Origin of the sequence: Streptomyces sp. NPDC005863 (assembly GCF_042871345.1) — a bacterium.
Classification (GTDB): domain Bacteria; phylum Actinomycetota; class Actinomycetes; order Streptomycetales; family Streptomycetaceae; genus Streptomyces.
This window is the reverse complement of record NZ_JBIAII010000002.1, coordinates 895983-922205: the sequence shown is the minus strand read 5'-3', so window position 1 is coordinate 922205 and position 26223 is coordinate 895983. Positions and strand designations below refer to the sequence as shown.

The 26223-nt window shown below is 73.2% G+C and carries 21 protein-coding genes and 1 pseudogene; 13 read left to right on the top strand and 9 right to left on the bottom strand.

Annotation, left to right across the window (positions count from 1 at the left end):
* Positions 1 to 159 precede the first annotated feature (159 nt).
* Both ACFYO9_RS10060 and ACFYO9_RS10055 read left to right on the top strand, forming a co-directional pair.
* A complete protein-coding gene (locus ACFYO9_RS10060) occupies positions 160 to 927 on the top strand; it encodes an IclR family transcriptional regulator (protein ID WP_355815910.1) in 768 nt (255 codons plus the stop codon).
* Positions 927 to 1836, top strand: a pseudogene (locus ACFYO9_RS10055) (SMP-30/gluconolactonase/LRE family protein). The gene ACFYO9_RS10060 and the pseudogene ACFYO9_RS10055 overlap by 1 nt, the downstream one beginning before the upstream one ends.
* Before the next feature lie 2 nt (positions 1837 to 1838).
* Here ACFYO9_RS10055 and ACFYO9_RS10050 read toward each other — a convergent pair.
* The 6 genes from ACFYO9_RS10050 to ACFYO9_RS10025 are packed head-to-tail and all read right to left on the bottom strand — an operon-like array spanning position 1839 to position 7919.
* Positions 1839 to 2843 (bottom strand): ABC transporter substrate-binding protein, encoded by a 1005-nt coding sequence (locus tag ACFYO9_RS10050; protein ID WP_358776892.1) that lies wholly within the window; start codon positions 2841 to 2843, stop codon positions 1839 to 1841.
* Positions 2844 to 2891: 48 nt separating this feature from the next.
* Positions 2892 to 3665 (bottom strand): ABC transporter ATP-binding protein, encoded by a 774-nt coding sequence (locus tag ACFYO9_RS10045; RefSeq protein ID WP_355815902.1) that lies wholly within the window; start codon positions 3663 to 3665, stop codon positions 2892 to 2894.
* A gap of 1 nt (position 3666) precedes the next feature.
* On the bottom strand, positions 3667 to 4770 hold the full coding sequence (locus ACFYO9_RS10040) for an iron ABC transporter permease (RefSeq protein WP_358776891.1): 1104 nt from the start codon (positions 4768 to 4770) through the stop codon (positions 3667 to 3669).
* A complete protein-coding gene (locus ACFYO9_RS10035; RefSeq protein ID WP_358776890.1) occupies positions 4767 to 6044 on the bottom strand; it encodes an MFS transporter in 1278 nt (425 codons plus the stop codon). The genes ACFYO9_RS10040 and ACFYO9_RS10035 overlap by 4 nt, the downstream gene beginning before the upstream one ends.
* On the bottom strand, positions 6041 to 6886 hold the full coding sequence (locus ACFYO9_RS10030) for a Rossmann-like domain-containing protein (RefSeq protein WP_358776889.1): 846 nt from the start codon (positions 6884 to 6886) through the stop codon (positions 6041 to 6043). Before ACFYO9_RS10030 ends, ACFYO9_RS10035 begins: the two co-directional genes overlap by 4 nt.
* Positions 6887 to 6923: 37 nt before the next feature.
* Positions 6924 to 7919, bottom strand: a complete 996-nt coding sequence (locus tag ACFYO9_RS10025) for a pyridoxal-phosphate dependent enzyme (protein WP_358776888.1) — start codon at positions 7917 to 7919, stop codon at positions 6924 to 6926.
* A 327-nt stretch (positions 7920 to 8246) separates the two neighbouring features.
* On the opposite strand from ACFYO9_RS10025, the gene ACFYO9_RS10020 reads away from it, so the two are divergent.
* Positions 8247 to 9194, top strand: a complete 948-nt coding sequence (locus ACFYO9_RS10020; RefSeq protein WP_358776887.1) for a kinase — start codon at positions 8247 to 8249, stop codon at positions 9192 to 9194.
* 12 nt (positions 9195 to 9206) lie between these two features.
* On the opposite strand, the gene ACFYO9_RS10015 is transcribed toward ACFYO9_RS10020, so the two are convergent.
* Both ACFYO9_RS10015 and ACFYO9_RS10010 read right to left on the bottom strand, forming a co-directional pair.
* The gene (locus ACFYO9_RS10015) at positions 9207 to 10385 is read right to left on the bottom strand and encodes a glutamate--cysteine ligase (protein ID WP_358776886.1); all 1179 of its coding nucleotides are present in this window, start codon (positions 10383 to 10385) and stop codon (positions 9207 to 9209) included.
* A 102-nt stretch (positions 10386 to 10487) separates the two neighbouring features.
* Complete coding sequence (locus ACFYO9_RS10010; protein WP_358776885.1) at positions 10488 to 11240, bottom strand: TetR/AcrR family transcriptional regulator; 753 nt, start codon at positions 11238 to 11240, stop codon at positions 10488 to 10490.
* Between the two features lie 180 nt (positions 11241 to 11420).
* On the opposite strand from ACFYO9_RS10010, the gene ACFYO9_RS10005 reads away from it, so the two are divergent.
* The gene (locus tag ACFYO9_RS10005; protein WP_355815881.1) at positions 11421 to 13655 is read left to right on the top strand and encodes an MMPL family transporter; all 2235 of its coding nucleotides are present in this window, start codon (positions 11421 to 11423) and stop codon (positions 13653 to 13655) included.
* A 118-nt stretch (positions 13656 to 13773) separates the two neighbouring features.
* Positions 13774 to 14406 (top strand): HutD family protein, encoded by a 633-nt coding sequence (locus tag ACFYO9_RS10000; protein ID WP_358776884.1) that lies wholly within the window; start codon positions 13774 to 13776, stop codon positions 14404 to 14406.
* Here the strand turns inward: ACFYO9_RS10000 and ACFYO9_RS09995 are convergent.
* A complete protein-coding gene (locus ACFYO9_RS09995) occupies positions 14384 to 15259 on the bottom strand; it encodes an NAD(P)H-dependent oxidoreductase (protein WP_358776883.1) in 876 nt (291 codons plus the stop codon). The genes ACFYO9_RS10000 and ACFYO9_RS09995 overlap by 23 nt on opposite strands.
* A 168-nt stretch (positions 15260 to 15427) precedes the next feature.
* Here ACFYO9_RS09995 and ACFYO9_RS09990 point away from each other — a divergent pair, with 168 nt between their 5' ends.
* The 8 genes from ACFYO9_RS09990 to ACFYO9_RS09955 all read left to right on the top strand — a co-directional run bounded on the left by ACFYO9_RS09990 (position 15428) and on the right by ACFYO9_RS09955 (position 26127).
* Positions 15428 to 15670: a hypothetical protein gene (locus tag ACFYO9_RS09990; protein ID WP_358776882.1), complete on the top strand. Its 243-nt coding sequence runs from the start codon at positions 15428 to 15430 to the stop codon at positions 15668 to 15670.
* Positions 15670 to 18027, top strand: a complete 2358-nt coding sequence (locus ACFYO9_RS09985) for a heavy metal translocating P-type ATPase (RefSeq protein ID WP_358776881.1) — start codon at positions 15670 to 15672, stop codon at positions 18025 to 18027. The genes ACFYO9_RS09990 and ACFYO9_RS09985 overlap by 1 nt, the downstream gene beginning before the upstream one ends.
* Positions 18024 to 18563: a copper chaperone PCu(A)C gene (locus tag ACFYO9_RS09980; protein WP_358776880.1), complete on the top strand. Its 540-nt coding sequence runs from the start codon at positions 18024 to 18026 to the stop codon at positions 18561 to 18563. Before ACFYO9_RS09985 ends, ACFYO9_RS09980 begins: the two co-directional genes overlap by 4 nt.
* Before the next feature lie 307 nt (positions 18564 to 18870).
* The gene (locus ACFYO9_RS09975; RefSeq protein WP_358776879.1) at positions 18871 to 20928 is read left to right on the top strand and encodes a phosphocholine-specific phospholipase C; all 2058 of its coding nucleotides are present in this window, start codon (positions 18871 to 18873) and stop codon (positions 20926 to 20928) included.
* A 76-nt stretch (positions 20929 to 21004) separates the two neighbouring features.
* Complete coding sequence (locus ACFYO9_RS09970; protein ID WP_358706744.1) at positions 21005 to 21838, top strand: M55 family metallopeptidase; 834 nt, start codon at positions 21005 to 21007, stop codon at positions 21836 to 21838.
* A complete protein-coding gene (locus tag ACFYO9_RS09965) occupies positions 21831 to 23186 on the top strand; it encodes a M20/M25/M40 family metallo-hydrolase (RefSeq protein ID WP_355815859.1) in 1356 nt (451 codons plus the stop codon). The genes ACFYO9_RS09970 and ACFYO9_RS09965 overlap by 8 nt, the downstream gene beginning before the upstream one ends.
* Positions 23187 to 23212: 26 nt before the next feature.
* Complete coding sequence (locus ACFYO9_RS09960) at positions 23213 to 25198, top strand: LpqB family beta-propeller domain-containing protein (protein ID WP_358776970.1); 1986 nt, start codon at positions 23213 to 23215, stop codon at positions 25196 to 25198.
* Positions 25195 to 26127: an LD-carboxypeptidase gene (locus ACFYO9_RS09955; protein ID WP_358776878.1), complete on the top strand. Its 933-nt coding sequence runs from the start codon at positions 25195 to 25197 to the stop codon at positions 26125 to 26127. The genes ACFYO9_RS09960 and ACFYO9_RS09955 overlap by 4 nt, the downstream gene beginning before the upstream one ends.
* Positions 26128 to 26223 lie beyond the last annotated feature (96 nt).

Below are 26223 nucleotides of genomic sequence, written 5' to 3'. Positions count from 1 at the left end.
TGACGGTATTCACGGTGGCGGGAACGTGTCAATGGGTCGGACGTCAAGAAGGCCATTGCGCGGTCAACTGCGCGGTGCCTACCCTGTGTTCGTCATATCGATCGGCGACCGAGATTTCGGACGCTCAACGTCGGACGCTTGAAGTGGGAGGCCGAACTCATGGGACGACTGGTGCCCGCGGTGACCAGGTCGCTGGACATACTCGAACTCTTCCTGGACGGCGACGGGACGCTGTCGGCGCCGGAGGTCACCCGCAGGCTCCAGTTGCCGCGCACCACCGTGCACGAACTGCTGACCACCCTGGCCGCCCGCTCGTATCTCGTCCAGCTCCCCGACCAGCCGGGCCGCTACCGCCTCGGCGTGCGCACCTACCAGCTCGGCAGCCGGTACGCCGAGCAGCTCGACCTCGCCGCGGAAGGCCAGCAGGTGGCCCGCGAGGTCGCCGAGACCTGCGACGAGACCGTCCACGTCGCCGTCCTGGAGGACACCGACGTCATCTACATCGCCAAGGTGGACTCCACGCACGCCGTACGGATGGTCTCCGCGGCGGGCCGCAGGCTGCCCGCGCACTGCACCTCGGTCGGCAAGATGCTGCTCGCCTCGCTGCCCCCGACGGAGCTCGAAGCGCGCCTCCGGGGGCGGGAGTTCACCGCCATGACCCCCGACAGCATCACCGACCCCGACGAGCTCCTGACCGCGCTCGCCGGGATCCGCGAGCGGGGCGTCGCCGTCGAGCACCGGGAGTCCAACCCCGACGTCAGCTGCGTGGCGGCGCCGGTGCGCGACGGCGCGGGGCGGGTGGTGGCGGCGCTCTCCATCTCCGTGCCGATGATCCGCTGGAACGAGGAGCGCGAGAGCGAACTGGCCGAGCTGGCCGCGAAGGGTGCGGGCGACCTGTCCGTCCGCCTCGGCCACCGGGGCGCGTGATGGGGCGGGCGCAGGCGGATGTGCCGGGGCGGGCGCGGACGCGTGTGACGGGACGTGCGTACGAGGTGGCGGTGCGCGCGGAGGCCTCCCTCGGGGAGGGGCCCACCTGGGACGCCGCCACCGGCCGCCTCATCTGGGTCGACATCCTCGGCTCCCGGATCCACACCTACGACCCCGCCGACGGCCGCCGCACGGTCATGGCCACCGAACAGCACGTCGGCGCCGCCAAACCGCGGGCGGGCGGCGGTCTGGTGGTCAACCTCCGGGACGGCATCGGCCTGTACGGTCCCGGCGGCGCCCCCTTCACCTGGCTGGCGCGCGACCCGGTGCCCGGCCGCCGGGGCAACGACGCGGCCGTCGCGCCCGACGGCGCGCTCTGGGCGGGCACGATGCGCTACGACGAGACGCCGGGCGGCGGCAGCCTGACACGCGTCGCCCCCCGACGGCACCGTCACCGAACTGCTCGGCGATGTGGCCGTCAGCAACGGCACCGGCTGGAGCCCCGACGGACGCCTCGTCTACTACGTCGACAGCCCCACCCGCCGTATCGACGTACTCGACGTGCTCGACGGCGAAAGCCAACAGGCCCTGAACAGGCTCCCGTTCGCGCACATCGAGCCGGGGGCGGGCTTCCCCGACGGGCTCACCGTGGACGCCGACGGCTGCGTGTGGGTCGCCCTCTGGGACGGCGCTGCGGTCCGCCGCTACACCCCCGACGGCCGGCTCGACCGGACCGTGGAGCTGCCGGTGCGGCGGCCGACGGCCTGTGTCTTCGGCGGCCCCGACCTGCGCGACCTGTACATCACCACGGCCCGCACCGGCCTCGCCTCGCCGCACCCGTTGGCGGGATCGGTCCTGGTCGTGCCGGACGCGGGGCGTGGCCTGCCGGGCGTCGCGTTCGCGGGCTGAGCTCAGTCCTTCGCCGACAGCTTCCGCAGGTACGCCCCGAACTTCTCCAGGCCGTCGATGGTGCGCGGTCCGCTGATGCCCTCGTTGTAGTCGAGGATGAAGAAGTGGTTCTTCCTGACGGCGGGCAGGTCCCGCGTGCGCGGGGACTTCTTCAGGAACTCGATCTTCTCCTTCGCGGGCTTGTCGCCGTAGTCCAGGATGATGACGACCTCGGGCCGTGCCGCGGTCACGGACTCCCAGCCGACCTGCGTCCAGCGCTCGTCGAGGCCGTCGAAGATGTTGCGGCCGCCCGCGCTCTTGATGATGTCGTTCGGCGGCACCTGGCTGCCCGCGGTGAAGGGCTGGTCGGTCCCCGAGTCGTAGAGGAAGACCGGCAGCGGCCTGCCGCCCCTCGGCGCCTTCTCCTCGACGGCCGCCACCCGCTTCTTCAAGCCGTCCACGACCCGGTGCGCCCGCTTCTCGACGCGGAAGATCCTGCCGAGCCGCTCCAGGTCGCTGTAGAGCGCCTTGAACGGCGTGACCTTCTCAGGGTGGCCGGGGTAGTTGAAGCAGCTCTCCGTGTGCAGGAAGCTCTGGATGCCGAGCTTGTCGAGGATCTTCGGGGTGATGCCGCGCTGGTCGCTGAAGCCGGAGTTCCAGCCCGCCACGACGAGGTCCGCCCTGGCCTCGACGACCAGTTCCTTGTTGAGCAGGTCATCGCTGAGCTTCTCCACCTTGGCGTACTCCGACGCCCAAGGCGACTCGCTCACCGGCGGATTGGCGGGCGGCATCACATAGCCGCGGACGTGATCGGTCAGACCGAGGCTGAACAGCTTGTCCGCGCTGCCGCCCTCGTACGCGACCGCGCGTTCGGGGATCTTGTACGGGACCGGCTCGCCGCAGCGCTTGACGGTGACCTCGTCCGAGGCGCCGGCCGCACCGTCCGGGGCGACATCTGCGCCGCAGCCGGCGAGGAGCAGGGTGAGGGTGAGCGCGGATCCGGCCGCGACGCATCTGGGGTAGGACATGGGGGCCTTTCGGATGGGCGAGGGAGGCGGTCAGTTGGGGGCAGGTGATCAGGCGGAGGAGTTGAGCGAATACAGGAGTTGGGGGTCGCCCGTCAGCGGATGCGGCACGACGGTGGCCTTGACGCCGAACACATCGGCGACCAGCTCCTCGGTGAGGACCTCCGCCGGAGTCCCGGTGGCGACCAGCCGTCCCTGGCAGAGCACGCCGAGCCGGTCGCAGGCCGCCGCCGCGAGGTTCAGGTCGTGCAGGACGACGAGGACGGTGAGCCCCGCGCCGCGCAGGTGGGAGAGGACCTCCACCTGGTGGCGTACGTCGAGGTGGTTGGTCGGCTCGTCGAGTACCAAAATCTCCGGCTCCTGGACGAGGGCCCGGGCCAGCAGCACGCGCTGACGCTCGCCGCCGGAGAGGGTGAGGGCGCTGCGCCGGGCCAGATGACGGATGCCGAGCCGTTCCAACGCCCGTGCGCACAGCTCCCGTTCGCGCCGGTCGAGGGCCTGGTTGCCGCGCTGGTGCGGGGTCCGGCCGAGCGCGACGACCTCCTCCACGGTGAAGTCCAGGTCGACGGCGCCGTCCTGGGTCATCGCGGCCACCAACTGGGCGCCGCGGCGCGCGGTGAGCCCGGCGAGGTCGTCCCCGCCGACCGTGACCGTGCCCGTCGTCGGGCGCAGTGCCCGGTACACGCAGCGCAGGGCGGTCGACTTGCCGCTGCCGTTCGGGCCGACCAGGCCGACGACCCGGCCGCTGCCGACGGTCAGCGACAGATCGCGCACCAGGCTCCTGCCGTCGGTGACGACACCGAGCCCGTCGAGTCGCAGTTCCATCTCAACGCCCCCCGACGACATGGCCCTTGCGGCGCATCAGGGTGATGAACACCGGGACGCCGACGAGCGCGGTGATGGCGCCGAGCGGCAGTTCCCGGGGCGCGACCACCGTCCGGGACAGCAGATCGACCCAGACCATGAACACCGCGCCGGCCAGGGGCGCGACGGCGAGCACCCGGGCGTGCCCGGCCCCGACGACCATCCGCACCAGATGCGGCATGACGAGTCCCACGAAGCTGATGGCGCCACTGACCGCGACCATCACCCCGGTGATCAGCGAGACCAGGACGAGCAGCGACCTGCGGTGCCGGTCGGCGCCGACGCCGAGGCTCGCCGCGGTCTCGTCGCCGAGCGCCAGCACGTCGAGGGCCCTGGCGCGCCGGTGCAGCAGGACGAGACCGGTCAGGACGACGGCGGAGACGACGGGCAGCGCTCCCCATCCGGCGGCCCCGAAACCGCCCATCGTCCAGTACAGGACCATGCCGGTCGCCTCGGTGTCCGGCGCGAAGTAGATGATCACGCTCATCAGGGCCTGGAAGCCGAGGGACATCGCGACCCCCGTGAGGACCAGGCGCAGCGGCGAGAGCGCGCCGCGGTCACTGGCGGCCGCGTACACGAGGAAGGACGCGACCAGCGCGCCGACGAAGGCGCCCGCCGACACCGCGTACACCCCGAGGGCGGCGAGGCCACCGGTGACCGTCACGCCGACCGCGCCCACCGACGCCCCCGACGAGACGCCGAGCACGAACGGGTCGGCGAGGGCGTTGCGCACCATCGCCTGGATGGCCGCGCCGACCGCGCTGAGCCCGGCCCCCACCAGCGCCGCGAGCAGTACGCGCGGCGTCCGGATCTGCCAGACGATCTGGTACGTCGTCGTCTCGTCGGCGCCGATCCGGCCGCCGGTGAGCGCCGCCCACAGATAGCGTGCGGTGTCCCCGGGCGTGACCACCGCCGCGCCGAGCCCGATCGCCACCACGACCGAGGCGGCCAGGACCAGGAAGAGGACGAGGCAGGTGAGGGCGAGCGCTCTGGGGGAGGCGAGGCGTTCCCGCAGCGTGGGGCGGGGCGCGGCGGGCCCGACGGGTGTCTCGACGGTCGCGGTCATGAGGGCCCCGCCGCCCAGGGCCGTGCCGGTCCCGCCCGCAGGACGAGCGCCGCGGCGCCGCCCGCGAGGACGACCAGGGTGCCGAACACGGCGGCCACGCCCGGATATCCGGCGATCCCGAGCCCCGCGCCGCCGAGTGCGGCGCCGACGAAGACACCGAGGCTCATGCCGGCCGCGTTGACGCTCAGCGCGGCACCGCGCAGCTCCGGCCCGCAGCGCCGCACGATGAGGCTGACCACACAGGCCGCGACGACGGCATGGCTCGCGGCATGCAGTGCGGTGAGGGCGAGCGCCAGCGGCAGCCAGTGCGTGAAGTAGAAGCCCACGACGGAGACCAGGGCGGCCAACAGGCCGAGGGCCAGCAGCCGTTCGGTGCCGACACGCGGCCGGTCGGCGTTGGTGAGCCGCCCGGTGAGGAGGTTGCTGACGAAGAACGAGGCGCCGCTGAGCGTCCACACGAAGGTGAAGAGCCCGGCGCTCAGCTCGAAGCGCTCCTCGTAGAACGCCGCGAGATACGAGAGGTACCCCATGAACACCGCGGTGCGCAGGAGCGCGATCACCAGGAGCGGAACGACACCGCGCACGGCGCCCAGGGCCCTGAACGAGGCGACATAGCCGAGGCGTTGACCGCCGCCGGCCTCCCGTACGGCCCCCGTCTTCCTGCTACGGCCCACGAAGACGGCGGCGAGCAGCAGCGACACCGCGGTCACGCCCCATAGGTCGCCCTGCCAGCCCCAGAAGAGCGCGGGCAGCGCGATGACCGGCGCGGCGAGCATCGCGGTCATCGACTGGACGGCGGTGACCAGGGTCGCCGCACGCCCGGCCGCCCGGCCCGCGCCGAAGCGGTCGGCGGCCGCGGCGGTCAGCGCCGGATTGAGCACCGAGGTGCCGGCCCCGACCAGCAGACAGAACACGGCGAGCAGGGTGAAGTCGCCGGCGGCGCCGAGCGCGGCCGCCGCGGCCAGCGCGGTGAGCGCGCCCGCCGCCGCCCACTCCCGAGGCACCCGGTCGATGAGCGGGGCGAGCGCGGTGCCCACGAGGAGCGCGGCGAGACCGCCGAGGCCGCGCAGCCCGCCCATCGCGGCGACGCCGCTGCCCGCCTCGTCGGCGATGGGCACGAGATACGTGCTGAAGACGGTGAACGGCAGCAGTCCGACGGCCGAGGCCAGCAGCACCGGCCACAGCGCGCGGGCCATCCGCAGGTCGCCCGGCACGGCCTCGTCGGCGGCGTCGGGCGACGGGCCGCCGGTGTCCTTGGTGGTGTCGACGCTCACGCGGTCACCCCGCTCGCGAGGGCGGCCCGGTACCGGTACATCGGCGTGGGGTCGGCGCTGAACTGGGAGAAGGTGAACGGCTCCGCGTTCAGCCCGGTGACGCCCGCGCCGAGGAAGGCGCGGGCGACGGCGCTGCCGCTCTGCGCGTAGACGACCAGCGGCACGCCATGGGTGACGCAGTGGCGCAGGATCAGGTCGAACGTGCCGTTGCTGAGCGTCATTCCGGTGGCGACCACGACGTCGGCGGAGGCGAGGACCTCCGTCATGTCGTCGGTGACGGGCTCGCCCCACGCGGTCGTACGCAGGTTCAGGTCGCAGGGCAGACAGACGCCGCCCCGCTCCCGTATCGCGGCGACGAGCGGGTTGACCACGCCGATCAGGGCGACCCGGGCGCCGGGTCCGATGTCGAGCAGCCCGGCGACGGAGGCGTCACGGGCCGCCGCGCGCACCTCGGGCGTACCGGCGGGCAGCAACACGCGCTCGGCTGCGCCGAGTTCGGCGGCTTCGCGGTGCGGGCGCACCCGGGCGAGGTACGCGTCGAGGGCGGCGGTGCGTACGACCGCGGACTCGTCCCGCAGGAGCTTGTCGAGGGAGTGCCCCGAGGCGTTCTCGCAGAATTCCGGGGCGAGTTCACCCACCTCGAACGAGCAGGCCCCGAAGGCGTCGCCGACGCGGAGCAGCAGATAGTGGTTGTGGTACATGACGTCGCCGTCGGCGAGGCGGGTGGTGTTGTAGAGCCAGAACGCGCTGGTGACGGTGAGGCCGGCGGGGTCGGGGCCGTGCGCGCCCGACAGGACGGCGTCGGTGAGCTCCGCGACGGTGTGGGGTGTGGGATGCGGCATGAGAGTTCTTTCCGGGAAACGGGGACGGGCTCGGTGCTCAGGAGGTGGCGGCGGGCGGCCAGGCCGTCGTGGACCAGGGGTGGCGCAGCTCGTCGAGCGAGGTGATCTCGTGCGGCTTCAACCCATCGATGTCCGGGGCCTGTTCGTGGTGTACGTAGGCGCTCTCCACGTAGCGGTGGCCGGTGTCGGCGGCGATGAAGACGTAGTGGCGCGAGGTATCCCTGGTCCGCTCCCACAGCGCGCTCAGATGGGCGGCACCCGTCGAGAGGCCGGCGAAGATGCCGGTGGTGCGCAGCAGGGCGACGGCTCCGGAGAGGGCGCTGTCGAAGTTCACCCAGTGCACGCGGTCGTACAGCTCGTGCCGGACGTTGCGGAACTCGATGGCGCTGCCGATCCCGGCGATGATCATGTCCGGGTCGGCGACGTGTGCCGCGCCGAAGGTGACGCTGCCGAACGGCTGCACGCCGACGAGCGACACGTCACGGCCCGCCGCGCGCAGATACGTGGCGACGGCCCCGGTCGACGCGCCCGAACCGACCCCGCCGACCAGCGCGAGCGGCCCGGCGGGCAGCTCCTGGTCGATCTCCTCGGCGACCTCGCGGTACCCGTAGTAGTGGATGTCGTCGTGGTACTGCCGCATCCAGTGGTACGAGGGGTGGTCCGCGAGGATCTCGGCGATGCGCTTGACGCGCAACTCCTGGTCCAGGCGCAGGTCTTGGGAGGGCGCGACCTGCTCCAACGTGGCGCCGAGGATCTCCAGCTGCACCCGCGTGGCGCGGTCCACGGTGGTGGAGCCCACGATGTGGCACTTCATGCCGTGGCGGTGACAGGCGAGCGCGAGGGCCTGGGCGTAGATGCCGCTCGAACTGTCGACGAGGGTGTCGCCGGGCCTGACGGCGCCCGTGTCGAGCAGGTGCCGGACGGCGCCGAGGGCGGAGTAGATCTTCATGGTCTCGAACCGGAGGCAGGTCAGATCCGGTGCGAGGGATATCAGATCGGGTCTTTTCACCGCTTCGGCGATGTGTGCGTGCATGGCTGAGCTCCCCCGTAGGGACGTGTGGGCTGGGAGGGGCGCCGGGGGCCGCGCGGACGGCTGGGCAGCTGGGCGGGCGGCCCCCGGGAACGTCGAGAGCATCACACTAGATGAAAATGATTGTCAAGAGCGGGTAGTCTCGGCGCACTGATGGCCACGCGGTGCCGCGTCCGTGCGCACCGCGACGTCGAGGGGAGTCGCGTGAAGCTGATCCAGGAGGCCGGGGCCGCCCGGCCTCGCCCGCCGCGAGAGGGAGCGCCGCCGTGGGACGGGGGCCTGTCGCGGGACGGAGGCCTGTCACGAGAAGAAGACCTGTCACGAGAAGGCGTGCCGCCGAGGGTGGGCGTCGGGACCGCCTTCGGCACGTTCGGCGAGCTGCTCCAGGGCGTGCTGCCCGAGGAGGACGGCGACTTCCTCGTGACGCTGCCCGTCGCGCGGTGGACGATGGCCACGTACCGGCCGGGGTCCGCGTCGGGCGGGATCGAGGTCCGGCCGGCCGGCAAGACGAAGGCGCTCCGGCTGGCCCGCATGATCGTCGATTCGGCGCCGTACGACCGTAGTTGCTCGGCTGAGAGGGGTGGCGCCGCAGTCGCGGGCGGGCTCCTCACCGTCAACAGCGTGATCCCGGAGGGCAAGGGGCTCGCCAGCTCCTCCGCCGACCTCGTCGCCACCGCGCGAGCGGTCGGCCGGGCCCTCGGCGTCCCCATGCCGCCGGCCAGGATCGAACGGCTGCTGTCCCGTATCGAACCCACCGACGGCGTGCTCTATCCGGCGATCGTCGCCTTCCACCATCGCAGCGTCCGGCTGCGCGCCGTCCTCGGTTCGCTGCCCCCCATGGCGGTCATCGGCGTCGACGAGGGCGGCTCGGTGGACACCGTGGACTTCAACCGCATCCCCAAGCCGTTCACGCAGGCCGACCGGCGCGCCTACGCCGACCTGCTCGACCGGCTGGACCGCGCCGTGCGCCACCAGGACCTCGTCGAGGTCGGCCGGATCGCCACGCGCAGTGCCCTGATGAACCAACGGCTGCGGCACAAGGCGTTGTTGGAGCCCATGCGGGAGATCTGCCGTGAGGTCGGGGGGCTCGGCGTGGCGGTCGGGCACAGCGGTACGACGCTGGGGGTGCTCGTCGACGCCACGGGCCCCTCGTGCACGCGCCGGGTCACCGCGGCGGCGCAGGCGTGCGCGGAGCTCACCGGTCGAGCGGCCGGCGGGCCCGGTGCCGCGGGCCAGGTCGCGGTCTATCGGACGCTGAGGTTCGGCTCGACGGGGTGACCGCCGGGCGCCTCACTCCGCCCCGCCCCGCACCCCGAGCGCGGCGGACGGGGCCCCCGCCTCCGGGCGTGCGGCGGTGCGGTCGGCCAGGTCGTCGACGACGCCGTGCAGGCCGCCGGTGCGCGCGTGCGCCGAGCGCTGCCGCTCGGCGCCGCCGCCGTGCGCGAGCAACTGCCGCAACACCGCGATGACGTACGGGAGTTCGTCGTCCGGTGCGAGGGCGGGCCTGGCATACGCGAAGAGCCGGCGGACCTGGTGCCGGGTGGGCACGAGCCGGCCCGTCTGCGGATCGAGGCCGTGTCCGGTCAGGCCGTCGCGTGCGCAGCGCCAGTACGCGGCGCGCAGCAGGGAGTCGTCCACGGCCGGGCCCGGGTCGCCGCGGCGCACCCGTTCCAGGGCCCGCACCACCAACGCCCGTACCAGCACGGCGAGTACCGCCGCCTCCGCGACGCCCGTGGTGACGTCCATCGCCCTGATCTCCACGGTGGGCAGGTGCGCGCAGGGACGTACGTCCCAGTACAGCGAGCGCTCGCCGAGGGTCGCGCCGGCCACCTGGAGGGAGGCGGCGAGCGCGTCGTAGTGGGCGGCCGACGAGAAGTACGGCGGCGGACCCGCGACGGGCCAGCGCGTGGCGCCCAGCGTCCGCCAGCTGCAGTAACCGCTGTCGCGCTCCTCCCAGAAGGGCGAGTTCGCCGACAGCGCCACGAGGGTGGGCAGCCACGGCCGCAGATGGTTGCCGACCAGGACGGCGTGGTCCCGGTCGGGGACCTCGACGTGCACGTGCAGGGCGCAGAAGGCGAACGTGTCGTACAGGGACCGGAAGGTGTCGACCTGCGCGCGGTAGTGCGGGTCGGTGTTGAGCGGGACCGGGGCCCGCATCCCGAGCAGCGGTGTGGCGGAGGCGACGGGGCGCAGGCCCTCGGCGGCCGCGGCGGAGGCGACCGCCGCCCGCACCCGCCGCAGCGCCTGTTCGAGCTCGCCGAGCGTCGTGCAGGGCGGTGTCTTGCCCTCCACCTGGTACTGGGAGGCCTCGCCCGTCGCCAGGTCGCCGACCACGGGCTTCAGGCGCGGCAGGACCCGGGAGGCTGCCGCGGCGACGGTGCGCTGCGCGGCGTCGACGAGGAAGTACTCCTCCTCGACGCCGACGGTGGGGCCGATGGTGGGGCCGACGGTGGGAAGGTGGTCCGCCATGCGTGTCCTGTCCTTCGGCGAGAGGGCGGTGGACGCGTGCTCGTCCACTGTCCTCGCCCGCGGGCCGGTCGGCGAGGGCGCGGTGTCCCGGGGCGGGGGTGTTCAGGCCGTCCCCGCGGGGATGCGGCGGTGGGTGTCGGCGAGCAGGTTGCGCATCGCCATGCGGTAGAGCTCCGCCTGGTGGGCGCCGAGGAACCCGGTGTGCCCGAACACCTCCAGGGCGACCATGCCGTGCACGTACCCCCACACGCTCAGCATCAGGGCGGTCGCGGCGGGCGGCAGCGCCGCGCCGCCCGCGGGCGCCATCTGCGCCAGGTGCTCCAGGAACTCCGGCGAGAGCGAACGCACGTCGGCCCCGGCCAGCTGGTCCCGCGTGAAGCCACGGAACAGCTCCCGTTCGAAAACCGCGCTCATCCGGCGGTTCGCCTCCGTGGTGGGGCCGTCGACGGGCGCGTGGTAGTGGCGCAGCGGTGCCCCGTACAGGAGTTGGAACCGTTCGGGGTGGTCGATGGCCCAGCGGCGGTAGCCCTCGGCCGCGACGACCATCCCCGGCAGCTCCGGGGTGTGCGGCACGGCGGCGGTGGCGGCCTGCACGGCGTCCGCCAGGTCGTCGTACGCCTTGGTGACCAGCGCGGTGACGAGGTCGTCGCGGCTCGGGAAGTAGTGGTAGAGCGCCTGCACGGTCATGCCGAGGTCACGGGCCACCGCGCGCAGCGAGAGCGCGTGCGGTCCGTGCTCGACGATGTGGGACTCGGCGGCGCCCACGATCTCCTGGACGGCGACGGCGCGGCGCCGCTCGCGCAGGGACGGCCGGGTGGGGGCTCGGTCGGCGGACGGGACTCGGTCGGTGGACATGAGGCGACGGTACGGCCGTCGGCCCGCCACCGGCGGGGAAATCGATGAACCCGTGAAGAAAATCTAACACTGCCAAATCAAGTTGTACCCCGCTAACTTCGGTCACGGCGACACGGAGCGCGGCCGCATCCCTTGCCCTTCACCGCAGACCCCCTACCTCAACTCCCAAGGAGCGACGGCGTGTTCGAACGAATGGCGGAGCTGGCAATTCGGCGGTCCCGGCTGGTACTTGTGGTCGCCGCGGTCGTGGTGGTCCTCATGGGCGCCCTGGGCGCCGGCGCGTTCGGGAAGCTCCTGGGCGGCGGCTTCGACGACCCGGCCTCCGAGTCCTCCCGGGCCAGGAACGTCATCGACGAGAAGTTCGGCGGGGAGACGAACCTCGTGCTGCTGGTCCGCGCCGCCGAGGGCCGCATCGACGCCCCGGCGGCCCGGGACGGCGGCCGGGCCCTGGCGGCCGACCTCAAGAAGGAGGAGGGCCTGACCAACGTGGTCTCGTACTGGGACACGAAGAGCCCCGACCTCCGTTCCAAGGACGGCCGCGAAGCCCTCGTCCTCGCCCGCGTGAAGGGCCACGACGCGGAGCAGCAGGACAACGCCGAGGAGGTCATCGACCGCTACGCGGGACCGTACCGGGGCGCGCTCACCGTCCAGGCGGGCGGCAGCGCGGGCGTCAGCCACGAGATGGGGCCGCAGACCGAGAAGGACCTCGTCCTCGCCGAGTCCATCGCCGTGCCCCTGATCCTCCTGCTGCTCCTCGTCGTCTTCGGCACCGTGGTCTCCGCGCTGCTGCCCCTGGCCACCGCGCTCATCGCCATCGCCGGGGTGTTCGCCGAGCTCTACGTCGTCGGCAGCTTCACCGACGTCTCCATCTTCGCCGTCAACCTGACCACCGCGCTCGGCCTCGGACTCGGCGTCGACTACGCCCTGTTGATGATCAGCCGGTTCCGCGAGCAGCTCGCGGCGGGGGCGAGCGTCGAGAACGCCGTCCGTACGACGATGAGCACCGCGGGCCGCACGGTGGCGTTCTCCGCGGCGACCGTGGCGGCCGCACTCGCCGCGCTCATGGTCTTCCCGCAGTACTTCCTCCGCTCCTTCGGCTACTCCGGGGTCGGCGTCGTCGTCATCGCGGCCCTCGCCACCCTGTTCGTGATGCCGGCCCTGCTCACCGTCCTGGGCCACCGGGTCAACAGCGGGCGGATGCCCTGGGTGAAGCCGGGCCGCGCCCCGTCCCGGCCCTCCGTGTGGGGGCGGCTGGCCCGGACCGTCATGCGCAGGCCCGCGCTCACCGCGCTGCCCGTGCTCGCGGTGCTGCTCCTCGCGGCAGGACCGCTGCTCGGCATCACCTTCGGCTCGGCCGACGAACGCGTGCTGCCCGAGGACGCCGAGAGCCGCCAGGTCTCGGTGACGCTGCGGGAGAACTTCCACGGCAACGACGCGGCCGCCCTGCACGTCGTCATCGACGCGCCGGTGGCCCCGGCCCCGCTGGCCCGGTACGCGGCCGGACTCTCCGGACTCCCGGGCGTCGCCCGCGTCGAGACCGGCGCCGGCGTCCACACCGACGGGCGGGCAATTCCGGCCGGGCCCGGCAACGAGACACTTGCCCACCCCGCCGCACAGCAGCTGAACGTCGTGAGCACCCTGACGCCCAAGTCGGACGCCGCCAAGGACCTGGTCGCGAAGGTCAGGGCGGCCGAACCGCCCGCCGGAACCCACCCGTTGGTGGGCGGCGGCGACGCCGAACTGGTCGACTCGGGCGACTCCATCGGCGGCCGGCTCCCGCTCGCCGTCGGCCTGATCGCCGTCACCACGTTCCTGCTGCTCTTCCTCTTCACCGGCAGCGTCGTGCAGCCGCTGCGGGCGCTGGTCCTCAACGCGATCAGTCTCGGCGCCACCATCGGCGTCATGACCTGGATCTTCCAGGACGGCCACCTCTCCGGCCTGCTGGGCTTCACGCCGCAGCCCATGGAGACGTCGATGACCGTGCTGATGTTCTGCGTCGCCTTCGGCCTCTCGATGGACTACGAGGTGTTCGTCACCAGCCGCATCAAGGAACTCCACGAACAGGGCGAGGACAACGAGTCCGCCGTGGCGGGCGGCCTCGGCCACACCGGACGCATCGTCAGCGCCGCGGCCGTCCTCATCGCGGTCAGCTTCTTCGCCTTCGGCGCGGCCGAGATCAGCTTCATGCAGCTGTTCGGCCTCGGCAGCGGCCTGGCCATCCTCATCGACGCGATCGCCGTCCGCGGCATCCTCGTCCCCGCCGCGATGCGGCTGCTCGGCCGCTCGGCCTGGTACGCGCCGGGCTTCCTGCGCGCGTTCCACCGCAGGTTCGGCCTGAGCGAGGGCGGCCCCACGCCCGTGCTGCCCTCCGCCGCGTCGGAACCGGTGCGCCGGGAGTCGTACGTGGAGCACTAGCCACGGTCCCCGTCCGACCCGACCCCGACCCGTCGCCTCGTACGCTGAGGTCGACGGGTCACGGGGCTTCACGGGCCACGGGCGCCCGGCCGGGCAAGGAAGAGGGAGGCGGCACCGCATGGGTGTGGACGTGCTGCGCTGGGACGGGTTCCGCAGCGTGCCGTGGAAGAACGGCGGCGGTACGACACGGGAGGTCGCGTCGGGCGTCCTGCGGGAGACGCCCGCGCAACGGACACCCACGGACCACGGGCCGGCCTCCGGGGAGCCCGCGGACGGCTTCGACTGGCGGGTCAGCGTCGCGGACGTGGCCGCCGAAGGGTCGTTCTCCTCCTTCCCGGGGGTCGACCGTGTGATCACCGTGGTCGAGGGCGCGGGCATGGTGCTGACCGTGGACGGGACGGAGCGGAAGGTCGGGCCGCTCGGCCCCTTCGCCTTCCCCGGCGACGCGGCGACGGACTGCCGGCTGGCCGCGGGCCCGGTGCGCAACGCGAACGTGATGACCCGCAGGGGCCGGGCGACGGCAGCCGTACGGGTCGTCCCGCTGCCCGCCGCACCGGGCTCGGAGGTGGCGTGCGCGGCCGACGAGACGCTCCTGATCGTGGCCGCCACCGACGGAATCGCCCTCGTCGGGCCGGGCGGAGGGGAGACCGCGCTCGGCCGCCTCGACTGCGTACGGCACGAGGGCCCAAAGGCGCCGGTCCTGCGGGGCGAGGGCGCCGTGGTCGAGATCAGGATCGGTTCGGTGCGCTGAGGGCGTCCTGCCGGGCGGCGCCGGACGGAGCCGCGTGGGCATGGCGGAACCCGTCGGCGCCCGGCACCGGGCGGGAACCGTCGGTGCCCGACCCGCCGTGCACGCCCAACCCCGTTTGGCCCGGGGCGAGTTCGGGGCGCAGCACCAGGTCCTCGTCGTAGGCGCCGCCGTTCTCGTGGTGGAAGGGCAGCGGCTCGGTCGTGGGCAGGGTGCGCAGTCGCTCGCGCAGCTCCGCCGCGCTCCGCTCGAACCCCGCGGCCGTGAGCCGGTCGGCGCCGTACACCGCGAACGGCGGCAGCGCAGCCATGCCGGTGTACCAGAACGTGCCGTGCAGCAGCGGGAACAGTACCTGCTCCAACTGGCCGTGGATGCCGCGCGGCCCGAAGCCGGACGGGCGGGCACCGACCGACGTGACGATCAGGGCGCGCTTTCCGGCCAGGCCGCCGTCCCCGTACCGCAGGGTCCGGCCGTCGGGGCCCTTGATGCCGAAGCCGAAGCCCTGGACCAGTACGCGGTCGAACCAGCCCTTGAGGATCGCGGGCGGCCCGAACCACCAGAGCGGGAACTGGAAGACCACCGTGTCGGCCCACGCCAGCTTCTCCTGCTCCCGGCGGATGTCCTCGCTCAACGCCCGCTCCTTGTACGCGCGTTCCTGCTCCGGACCGACGAAGAGCCGTTCGTCCGACGCGCCGCCGAAGTCGTCGGCGTCCACCACCGCCTTCCATCCCATGCCGTACAGATCGGAGGTGCGGTGCTCGTGCCCGAGTGAGTCGAGCGTGCCAAGCCCCTCGGCCATCAGGGAGCCGGCCAGCGAGCGGCGTTCCGGATGTGCGAATACCCAGAGAATCTTCATGCCCCGATCGTGCGTCGGCCGCCCCATGCGCAACGAGTGGCCAGATGGCCAGGGGGCGCAAGGATCTGGCCACTCCTGATCGCGCGGGAACTCGGGACCGTTCCCGTCCGACTTCTGATGCGGCGCGGGCCGGCCGGTCCGTGTCTTCGTGCGTTCCGGGAGCGGTGGATGGCCGAGCAGCGACGACCGAGATATGTGCCGCCCCCCGCGCTCTGCGGCTTCCTCGTGCTGCTGGTGCTGCTCTTCACCGTGTCGTACGCCGTGGGCAGTGCCGCCGGACCGGTCGCGCCCGGCATGCATGGGCCCGCGACGACCACCGGCGGGGACGGCGACGGCGACGGCGGCGGAGACGGTGACGGGGACGAGAACGGGGACGGGGGCATGGGGGACATGCACGGGGGCGGTCACTGATGGGCGCCGGAGCGGCGGACGCCGTCGTGACCACCGATGTGGCCGTCGGCGGCATGACCTGCGCGGCCTGCGTGAAGCGGGTCGAGAAGCGGCTCGGCAGGCTGGACGGCGTGAGCGCCACGGTCAACCTCGCGACCGGACTCGCCCGGGTGAGCCATCCGCCGGACGTCCTGCCCGAGGCCCTCGTCGCCGCCGTCCGGCAGGCCGGCTACACGGCGGAACTGCCGGCGCCTCCCGCACCGGAACCAGAAGCGGAACCAGAACCAGGGCGGGCGGGGAAACCGGAGCACGCGCCGGGGTCCGGGCCGGGCGGGGGCGAGTCGCCGCAGGACGCCCTCGAACGCCGAAGGCTGCTGGTCACCGCCCTGCTCGCGCTGACCGTGCTCGTCCTGTCCATGGTGCCCGCGTGGCAGTTCCGCAACTGGCAGTGGCTGTGTTTCGCGCTCGCCGCGCCGGTCGCCACGTGGAGTGCCTGGTCGTTCCATGTGCGCGCGCTGCGCGGGCTCCGGCACGCGGCCGCCACCATGGACACCCTGGTCTCGCTGGGCGTCGCGGCGTCCTTCGGCTGGTCGGCGTACGCGCTCTTCCTCGGCGGCACGGGCGTGCCCGGCATGACGATGCCGTTCAGCCTGCTGCCCACGGGCGGTGACGGTGTCGCGCACGTCTACCTCGAAGCGGCCGTCGGCGTACCGCTGTTCGTCCTCACCGGGCGGCTCCTGGAGGCACGCGCCCGGCACGGCACCGGAGCGGCGTTGCGCTCCCTCGCCGGGCTCACCGTGAAGGACGTCGCCGTACGCGAGGGTGGTGCCGAACGCCTCGTCCCCATCGGGCAGTTGCGGGTCGGCCAGACCTTCGTCGTACGTCCCGGCGAGCGCGTCGCCACCGACGGCGTGGTCGTCGAGGGCAGCTCCGCCGTCGACCTGTCGCTGGTCACCGGCGAGAGCGAACCCGTCGAGGTCGGGCCCGGATCCGAGGCGATGGGTGGGGCCGTCAACGCGGGCGGGCTCCTCCTCGTGCGGGCCACGGCCGTCGGCGACCGGACCCGGCTCGCCCGCATCGCCCGCCTGGTGGCCGACGCGCAGGCGGGCAAGGCGCGGGCGCAGCGGCTCGCGGACGCGGTGGCGGGCGTGTTCGTGCCGGTCGTCCTCGCCCTCGCGGCGACGGTGCTCGGCTTCTGGCTCGGGGCCGGCGCCGACCCGCAGGCTGCCGTCACCGCCTGCGTGGCCGTCCTCGTCGTCGCCTGCCCGTGCGCCCTCGGCCTCGCCACGCCCACCGCCCTGATGGCCGCCACCGGCCGCGGCGCGCAACTCGGCGTCCTGGTCGGCGGCCCACGGGCGCTCGAGACCCTGCGTCACGTCGACACCGTCGTCCTGGACAAGACCGGCACCCTGACCTCGGGGCACATGAGCGTCGCCGCGGTCACCGCCGCGCCCGACGGCATCGGCAAGGAGGCCGCGCTGCGGCTCGCCGGGGCCGTCGAGCAGGGCTCGGAACACCCGCTGGGCCGCGCGATCACCACGTACGCGAAGAGGACGCTGCCCGAGGGTGCGCTGCCCGGACGCGAGCTGCCCGCGGTGCGTGCCTTCACCGCGACGGCGGGACTGGGAGTGGTGGGCGAGGTCGACGGCCACCACGTCGAAGTCCGGGCGGCCGGCGACGAGTTGACCGGACCGCTGGCCCGCGCGCTGACGGAGGCCGAGAACGCCGCGCACACCCCGGTCCTGCTCCGGGTGGACGGCGTGCCCCAGGCCCTCCTCGCGGTCGGCGACCCGGTGCGGCCCGGCAGCTACCGCGCCGTGGACCGGCTGCGGCGGCTCGGCGTGCGCCCCGTCCTCGCCACCGGCGACCGCGAAGCGACCGCCCGCGCCGTCGCCGCAGGGCTGGGCATCGACGAGGTGCACGCCCGCTGCACACCGGAGGAAAAGGCGTCCCTGGTACGGGAGTTGCGGGCGCGGGGCCACCGGGTCGCGGTCATCGGCGACGGCGTGAACGACGCGGCGGCGCTGGCCGGCGCCGACCTGGGCATCGCCATGGGCGGCGGCACCGACGTGGCCATCGGGGCCGCCGACGTGACGCTGGTCCGCGGCGACATCGAGGCCGTCGCGGACGCGGTCCGGCTCGCCCGGCGCACCCTGGCCACGATCCGCGCCAACCTCCTGTGGGCCTTCGGCTACAACGCCGTCACCGTGCCGCTCGCCGCGGTGGGCCTGCTGAACCCGATGGTCGCCGCGGCGGCCATGTCGGCCAGCTCCCTGCTGGTGGTCGGCAACAGCCTGCGGCTGCGCACCTGGCGGCCCCCGCGCGGCCCGGCACCGAGACGGCCGGCGCGCGGCGCCGGGCGAGGAGGAACGCGATGAGTGAGAGCGCGATGAGCGACAGCACGATGAGCGAGGCACACCCCTGGCGGCCGACCCGCCGCGGACTGCGCGACGGACTGCTCGCCGGGCTCGCGCCCGTCGCCGCGTGCGCCCTGGCGCTGGGCGGGCTCACGGCGTGGACCGGCTCCGGGGCCGCGGGCAGCCCGGCCCGTGTGACGGTGGCCCGCGGCTCCGTCTTCGTGCCGGTCGGCGCCACCGAGGAGACCGTCGCGTTCTTCCCGATCGCCAACTCCGGCGGCTCCGACGACCGGCTGACGTCGGTGGACTCCCCGGTCTTCGACGACGTGATGCTCAGCCGCACCGTGCCCACGGGCCGGGGCGCCGCCACCATGCGCGGGGTGCGGTCCGCCGCTGTCCCGGCCGGCGAGGGGCTCATCATGTCGCCGCGCGGCCTGGACATCATGGTGTGCACCCGCGGGCCCCTGAAGGTGGGGGAGACGGTGCCGTTCGTGCTGACCTTCCGGCACGGCGGCAGGATCGAGGCCGAGGCGCTGGTGGTCGGACCCGGCGGCTGAGGGGAGACCCGACGGCGCGAGGCGTTCCCTCCGGCCACGAAGAGGCGTTCCCTCCGGTCACGTAACAGCTCGTGAGCGGCCACGAAACAGCTCGCGAGGCGTTCCCGCCGCGGACGGAACGCCTCGCGACGCGTTCCCTTCGAAGGCGAAACACCTCCGGTCCTTCACCGTTCCTCCGCACCATTTGACGCCTCGCGGGCGCGCCGGTCTACGGTGACCGACCCCCCATCCCGCACGGTCTCCATCCCGCACGGCCCTCGCCCCGCACGGCTCTTTCCCCCCCCACACGTCGCAGAGGTACAGCTCCATGCCTGAGATCAACCGCCGCCGTCTCCTCCAGGCGGCGGGCGGCACCGCCGCGGTCGCGGCCCTGTCCGCCAGCGTCATGCGCGCCGCCGACATCCCCGCCGCACGCCGGTCCGGGTCGATCGACGACGTCGAGCACATCGTGGTGCTCATGCAGGAGAACCGCTCCTTCGACCACTACTTCGGCACCCTCAACGGCGTACGGGGCTTCGGCGACCCCCGCCCGCTGGTCCTGGAGAGCGGCAAGTCGGTCTGGCACCAGTCCGGCGGCGGCGAGGAGGTCCTGCCGTACCACCCGACCGCCGAGGACCTGGGCCTGCAGTTCATCGCCGGCCTCGACCACGACTGGGAGACCGGCCACCAGGCGTGGAACAAGGGCAAGTACGACGACTGGATAGCCGCCAAAGGCCCCGGCACCATGGCCCATCTGACCAGGGACGACATCCCGTTCCACTACGCCCTGGCGGACGCCTTCACGGTCTGCGACTCCTACCACTGCTCGTTCATGGGAGCCACCGACCCCAACCGCTACTACCTCTACACCGGCCACGCGGGGAACGACGGCAAGGGCGGCGGCCCCGTCCTCGGCAACGAAGAGGCCGGCTACGACTGGACCACCTACCCCGAGCGCCTGGAGAAGGCCGGGGTGTCGTGGAAGATCTACCAGGACATCGGCGACGGCCTCACCGAGGACGGACTCTGGGGCGCCCTGGAGGACGCCTACCGGGGCAACTACGCCGACAACTCACTGATGTTCTTCAACAGGTTCCGGGAGTCGAAGCCTGGCGACCCGCTGTACGAGAAGGCCCGCAAGGGCACGAACATCAAGAAGAGCGGCCGCCTCCTCGACGACCTCCGGGCCGACGTCAAGGCCGGCACCCTGCCGAAGATCTCCTGGATCGCCGCCCCCGAGGCCTACTGCGAACACCCCAACTGGCCCGCCAACTACGGCGCCTGGTACATCTCACAGGTCCTCGACGCCCTCACGTCGGACCCCGAGGTGTGGAGCAAAACCGCGCTGTTCGTCACCTACGACGAGAACGACGGCTACTTCGACCACGTCCCGCCGCCCTACCCGCCGGCCGACTCCTCCTGGGGCGCCTCCACCGTCGACACCCGGCTCGACCTCTTCCCCGGCGACAGCGGGTACGGCGCGGGTCCCTACGGGCTCGGCATGCGCGTCCCCGCCCTCGTCGTCTCCCCGTGGTCGACCGGCGGCTTCGTCTGCTCCGAGCTCTTCGACCACACCTCGATCATCCGGTTCATGGAGCGGCGCTTCGGCGTCCACGAGCCGCACATCTCGCCCTGGCGCCGCGCCATCTGCGGCGACCTCACCTCCGCCTTCGACTTCGGCCTGCGGCACACCGGACACCCGCCGCTGCCCAGCACGAAGGGGTACCGGCCGCCGGACACGAAGCGGCACGAGAGCTACGAGCACGCGCCGCCGGCCAGCCCCGCCCTGCCCCGGCAGGAGAAGGGCGCCAGGCCCACCAGGCCGCTGCCCTACACCCCGCTCGTCACGGCCGCCGTCAAGCCCGCCGACGGGAACATCACGCTCACCCTCCGCCCCGGCGACCGGGCCGGCGCCTGCTTCCTTGTCACCTCCGGCAACCGCACCGACGGCCCCTGGACGTACACCGCGGAGGCCGGCAAGAAGATCTCCGACACCTGGAACACCGCCTCGTCCGAGGGCACCTACCGGCTGACCGCGCACGGCCCGAACGGCTACCTGCGGACCTTCGAGGGCACCGCCGCCACCCCGGGCCCGGAGGTCACCGGCCACCACGACCGGGAGTCCGGCCGCCTCCGGCTCACCCTCACCAACCGGACGGGGTCGGCCTGCCACCTCACCGTCACCAACGCCTACGGCGGCAAGAGCACCAGGATCGCCGTGCCGGCCGGCGCCCGGCGGACCCGCTGGGTCGAGCTCGGCCACAGCAGGCGCTGGTACGACCTGAGCATCCGCTCCGACACCGACAGCGGCTATCTGCGCAGGCTCGCCGGACACGTGGAGACCGGCGAACCCGGTACCAGCGACCCGGCGCTGCGCACGATCTGATCATTCCGCTTCGACGCGGCCGGGCCGCCGCTCGCCCTTGACCGGCGACGGTGCCCGGCGCGTAACGTGGCGCGGCATGAAGATCCTCATCAGCGCCGACATGGAGGGCGCGACCGGAGTGACCTGGCCGGCCGACGTGCTGCCCGGGACCCCGCAGTGGGAGCGGTGCCGGGCCATGTTCACCTCGGACGTCGACGCCGCCGTGCGCGGCTTCTTCGACGGCGGCGCCGACGAGGTGCTCATCAACGAGGCGCACTGGACCATGCGCAATCTGCTCCTGGAGCAGCTGGACGAGCGGGCCGAGATGCTCACCGGACGGCACAAGTCGCTCTCCATGGTCGAAGGCGTGCAGCACGACGACGTGGACGGCATCGCGTTCGTCGGCTATCACGCGGGCGCCGGCATGGAGGGCGTCCTCGCCCACACCTACCTCGCCAACCAGATCACCGGCGTGTGGATCAACGGCGTACGGGCCAGTGAGGGCCTGCTGAACTCGCACGTCGTCGCCGAGTACGGCGTCCCCGTGGTCCTCGTCACCGGCGACGACCTCGCCTGCGAGGACGCCCTCGGCTATGCGCCCGGTGCGCTCAAGGTCGCCGTCAAGGACCATGTCTCGCGGTACGCGGCGGTCTGCCGCACCCCGGCCCGTACGGCCGCCGAGATCCGCGCCGCCGCGAAGGACGCCGCGGCGCTCGCGGTGCGCCACGCGCCGGTGGTCGGCGGCCCGTTCACCGTCGAGGTCGAGTTCGACGCCGAACACCTGTCGATGGCGTCGACCGTCGTACCGGGCGTGCGCCGTACGGGGGAGCGCAAGGTCGCCTATGACAGCGAGACCATGTACGAGGGGATCCGTACCTTCAAGGCGGTTACCACGATCGCCTCTGCCGCCGTGGAGGAGCAGTATGGCTAGCCAGCAGGGACCGGAGCAGGACCCCGGCGACCAGGTCGACGCGCGGGCGCTCGACGAGGTCGTCACGTTCACCTCCGAGCTCATCCGCATCGACACCACCAACCGCGGCGGCGGCGACTGCCGTGAGCGGCCCGCCGCCGAGTACGCCGCCGAACGCCTCGCCGACGCCGGCCTGCGCCCGACGCTCCTGGAGCGCGCCCCCGGCCGCACCAACGTCGTCGCCCGCATCGAGGGCACCGACCCGGGCGCCGACGCGCTGCTCGTCCACGGCCACCTCGACGTGGTGCCCGCCGAGGCCGCCGACTGGAGCGTCGACCCGTTCTCCGGCGAGGTCCGCGATGGCGTCGTCTGGGGCCGCGGCGCGATCGACATGAAGAACATGGACGCGATGATCCTCTCCGTCGTACGCCACTGGGCGCGCGCCGGAGTGCGGCCCCGACGCGACCTGGTGATCGCCTTCACCGCCGACGAGGAGGCCAGCGCCGAGGACGGCTCCGGATTCCTCGCCGACCGGCACGCCGACCTCTTCGAGGGCTGTACGGAAGGCATCAGCGAGTCGGGCGCCTTCACCTTCCACGACGGCCGGGGCAACCAGATCTACCCGATCGCGGCGGGCGAGCGCGGCACCGGCTGGCTCAAGCTGACCGCGCGCGGCAAGGCGGGGCACGGCTCCAAGGTCAACCACGCCAACGCGGTGAGCAGACTGGCCGGCGCCATCGCCCGCATCGGCGAGCACCGGTGGCCGGTCCGGCTCACCCCGACCGTGCGCGCCTCCCTCGTCGAACTGGCCCTGCTCTACGGCCTGGAGACCGACCCCGAGGCGCCCGGCTTCGACGTGGACGCCTTCCTGGAGAAGCTCGGCCCGACCGCCGACCTGGTCGCGCCGACGGTCCGCAACAGCGCCAACCCGACGATGCTGCAGTCGGGTTACAAGGTCAATGTGATTCCTGGTGAAGCGGTGGCGTACGTCGACGGCCGCTTTCTGCCGGGCGGCGAGGAAGAGTTCCGCCGCACGCTTGACCGGCTCACCGGGATGGACGTCGACTGGGAGTTCCACCACCGCGAGGTGGCGCTGCAGGCGCCGGTCGACTCGCCGACGTATGCCCGGATGCGGGCGGCCGTCGAGGAGTTCGCGCCGGAGGGCCACGTCGTGCCGTACTGCATGTCCGGCGGCACGGACGCCAAGCAGTTCTCGCGGCTGGGCATCACCGGCTACGGCTTCTCGCCGCTGCGGACACCGGAGGGCTTCGACTACCAGGCGCTGTTCCACGGAGTCGACGAATGCGTCCCCGTCGACGCGCTGCACTTCGGCGTCCGCGTACTCGACCGCTTTCTGCGTACGGCCTAGGAAAAATGGGGGAAGAGAAGGACATGATGCAGACCAGGGCGTACGGATCATGGCCGTCGCCGATCGACGCCGAGCTCGCCGCCGCCCACGACGGCGCCCCCGGGCACGTCGGCTTCGTCGGGGCCGAGACCTGGTGGACCGAACCGCGGCCCACCGAGGCGGGCCGGCGCGCGCTGGTGCGGCGGCTGCCCGACGGCACCGAGCGCACGGTGCTGCCCGCGCCGTGGAACGCGCGCACCCGCGTCGTGGAGTACGGCGGCCGCCCCTGGGCCGGCGCCGAGCGGCCGGGGGGACCGCTCATCGTCTTCGCCGACTTCGCCGACCAGCGGCTGTACGCGTACGAGCCCGACACCCCCGGCGCCGAACCGCGCCCGCTCACCCCGCTCTCGGCGGTGGGCGGCGGACTGCGCTGGGCGGACCCGGTGATCCACGCCGACCGGGGCGAGGTGTGGTGCGTCCTGGAGGAGTTCACCGGGGAGGCACCCACCGACCTGCGGCGCGTCATCGCCGCGGTGCCGCTCGACGGATCGGCGGCCGAGGACCGCACGGCCGTGCGCGAACTGTCCGACGACGGCCACCGGTTCGTCACCGGAGCGCGCCTGTCGCCCGACGGCACCCGCGCCGCCTGGATCGCCTGGGACCACCCGCGCATGCCATGGGACGGCACGGAACTGGTCCTCGCCGAGGTGGCCGACGACGGCACCTTCGGCGCGGCCCGCACCGTCGCGGGCGGCCCCGACGAGTCGATCGCGCAGGTCGAATGGGACCCGGACGGGCGGCTGTTGTTCTCCAGCGACCGCACCGGCTGGTGGAACCTGTACCGGGCGCATCCGGACGACGCCGGCGCCGTCCACCCGCTCTGTCCGCGCGAGGAGGAGTTCGCCGGGCCCCTGTGGCAGACCGGCATGACCTGGTTCGCGCCGCTGGACAGCGGACTGATCGCCGTCGTGCACGGCAAGGGTGCCACCGCGCTCGGCATACTCGACCCCGAGACGGGCGAGGTCGTCGACGCCGCGGGCCCCTGGACGGAGTGGTCGGCGACCGTCGCCGCGCACGGCACCCGCGTGGTCGGCGTCGCGGCCAGCCCGCGCAGCGCGTGCGAGGTGGTGGAGCTGGACACCTGCACCGGCCACGCCCGCGTCGTCGGGGCCGCGCACGACGACCCGGTGGACCCCACGTACTACCCGGAACCGCAGATCCGCACCTTCTTCGGCCCGGCGGGACGCGAGATCCACGCCCACATCTACCCGCCGCACCACCCCGGCCACGTGGCCCCCGACGACGAACTGCCGCCGTACGTGGTGTGGGCGCACGGCGGCCCCACCAGCCGCGCCCCGCTCGTCCTCGACCTGGCCATCGCCTACTTCACCTCGCGCGGCATCGGCGTCGCCGAGGTCAACTACGGCGGCTCCACGGGGTACGGGCGTGACTACCGCAACCGGCTGCGCGAGCAGTGGGGCATCGGCGACGTCGAGGACTGCGCGGCCGTCGCCCTCGCCCTCGCCGACGAGGGGACCGCGGACCGGGCCCGGCTCGCCATCCGCGGCGGCAGCGCCGGAGGATGGACCACGGCCGTCTCGCTGACCAGCACCGACGTCTACGCCTGCGGGACCGTCATCTACCCCGTGCTCGACCTCGCCGCGTTCGCGTCGGGGGAGACCCACGACCTGGAATCGCGCTATCTGGAGTCGCTCGTCGGCCGGCTCGACGAGGTGCCGGGCCGGTACGCGGAGCGCTCCCCGGTGGAGCACGCCGACCTCGTCACCGCGCCGTTCCTGCTCCTGCAGGGCCTCGACGACGTGGTCTGCCCGCCCGCCCAGTCGGAGCGCTTCCTCGCCAGGATCGAGGGGCGCGGCATCCCGCACGCCTACATCGCCTTCGAGGGGGAGGGGCACGGCTTCCGCCGCGCCGACACCATGGTCCGCGCCCTGGAGGCCGAACTCTCCCTGTACGCGCAGGTGTTCCGGCTCGACCTCGCCCGACGCGTGCCCACGCTGGAGCTCGCCAAGTGAGGTCACTGCTGCGGCCCGCACGTCTTGCTCCCGGCGCGCGGGTCGCCGTCGTCGCGCCGAGCGGCCCCATCCCCGACGACCGGCTCGAAGCGGGCCTGGACATCCTGCGCGGCTGGGACCTGGACCCGGTCGTCACGCCCCATGTGCGCGATGTGCACCCCGAGTTCGGCTACCTCGCGGGGACGGACACCGACCGCGCCCGCGACCTGGAACGCGCCTGGTGCGACCCGGACGTGGCCGCGGTGTTCTGCGCGCGCGGCGGATACGGCGCCCAGCGCATGGTGGACCTCGTCGACTGGGCGGCACTGCGGGCGGCGGGCCCCAAGGTGTTCGTCGGCTACAGCGATGTCACCGCGCTGCACGAGGCCTTCGCTGTCCGCCTGGGCCTCGCCACCCTGCACGGACCCATGACGGCCGCGGCGGACTTCCTCAAGAACGCGCGGGCGCAGGAACATCTGCGGACGACGCTGTTCGCACCCGAGGAGACCCGGGTGATCCGCGCCGCGTCCCCGCACGCGGCGGCCCTGGTCGGTGGCCGGGCCCGGGGCGTCACCCTCGGCGGCTGCGTGTCGCTGCTCGCCGCCGAGATCGGCACCCCGGCGGCGCGCGGGTCCGCGCGCGGCGGCCTGCTCTTCCTGGAGGACATCGGCGAGGAGCCCTACCGTCTCGACCGGGTCCTCACCCAACTCCTGCGCGCCCGCCGGCTGGACGGGGTGTCCGCGATCGCGCTCGGCTCCTGGGAGGAGTGCGGGCCCCGCGAGGAGCTGCGGGCGCTCTTCGTGGACCGGCTCGGCGGCCTCGGGGTGCCGGTGATCGACGACTTCGGCTTCGGGCACTGCGACGGGGCGCTGACCGTGCCGTTCGGGGTGGCGGGCGAACTGGACGCGGACGCGGGGACGTTGACGCTGGACGAGCCCGCCCTCGCCTGACCCGGGCGGCGAGGGGAGCGTGCGCCACCCTCGACAAGGGGAACCCGTACGGAAATCCGTGACAGAAACCGCTGTCATGGACGTTGACCCCGGCCT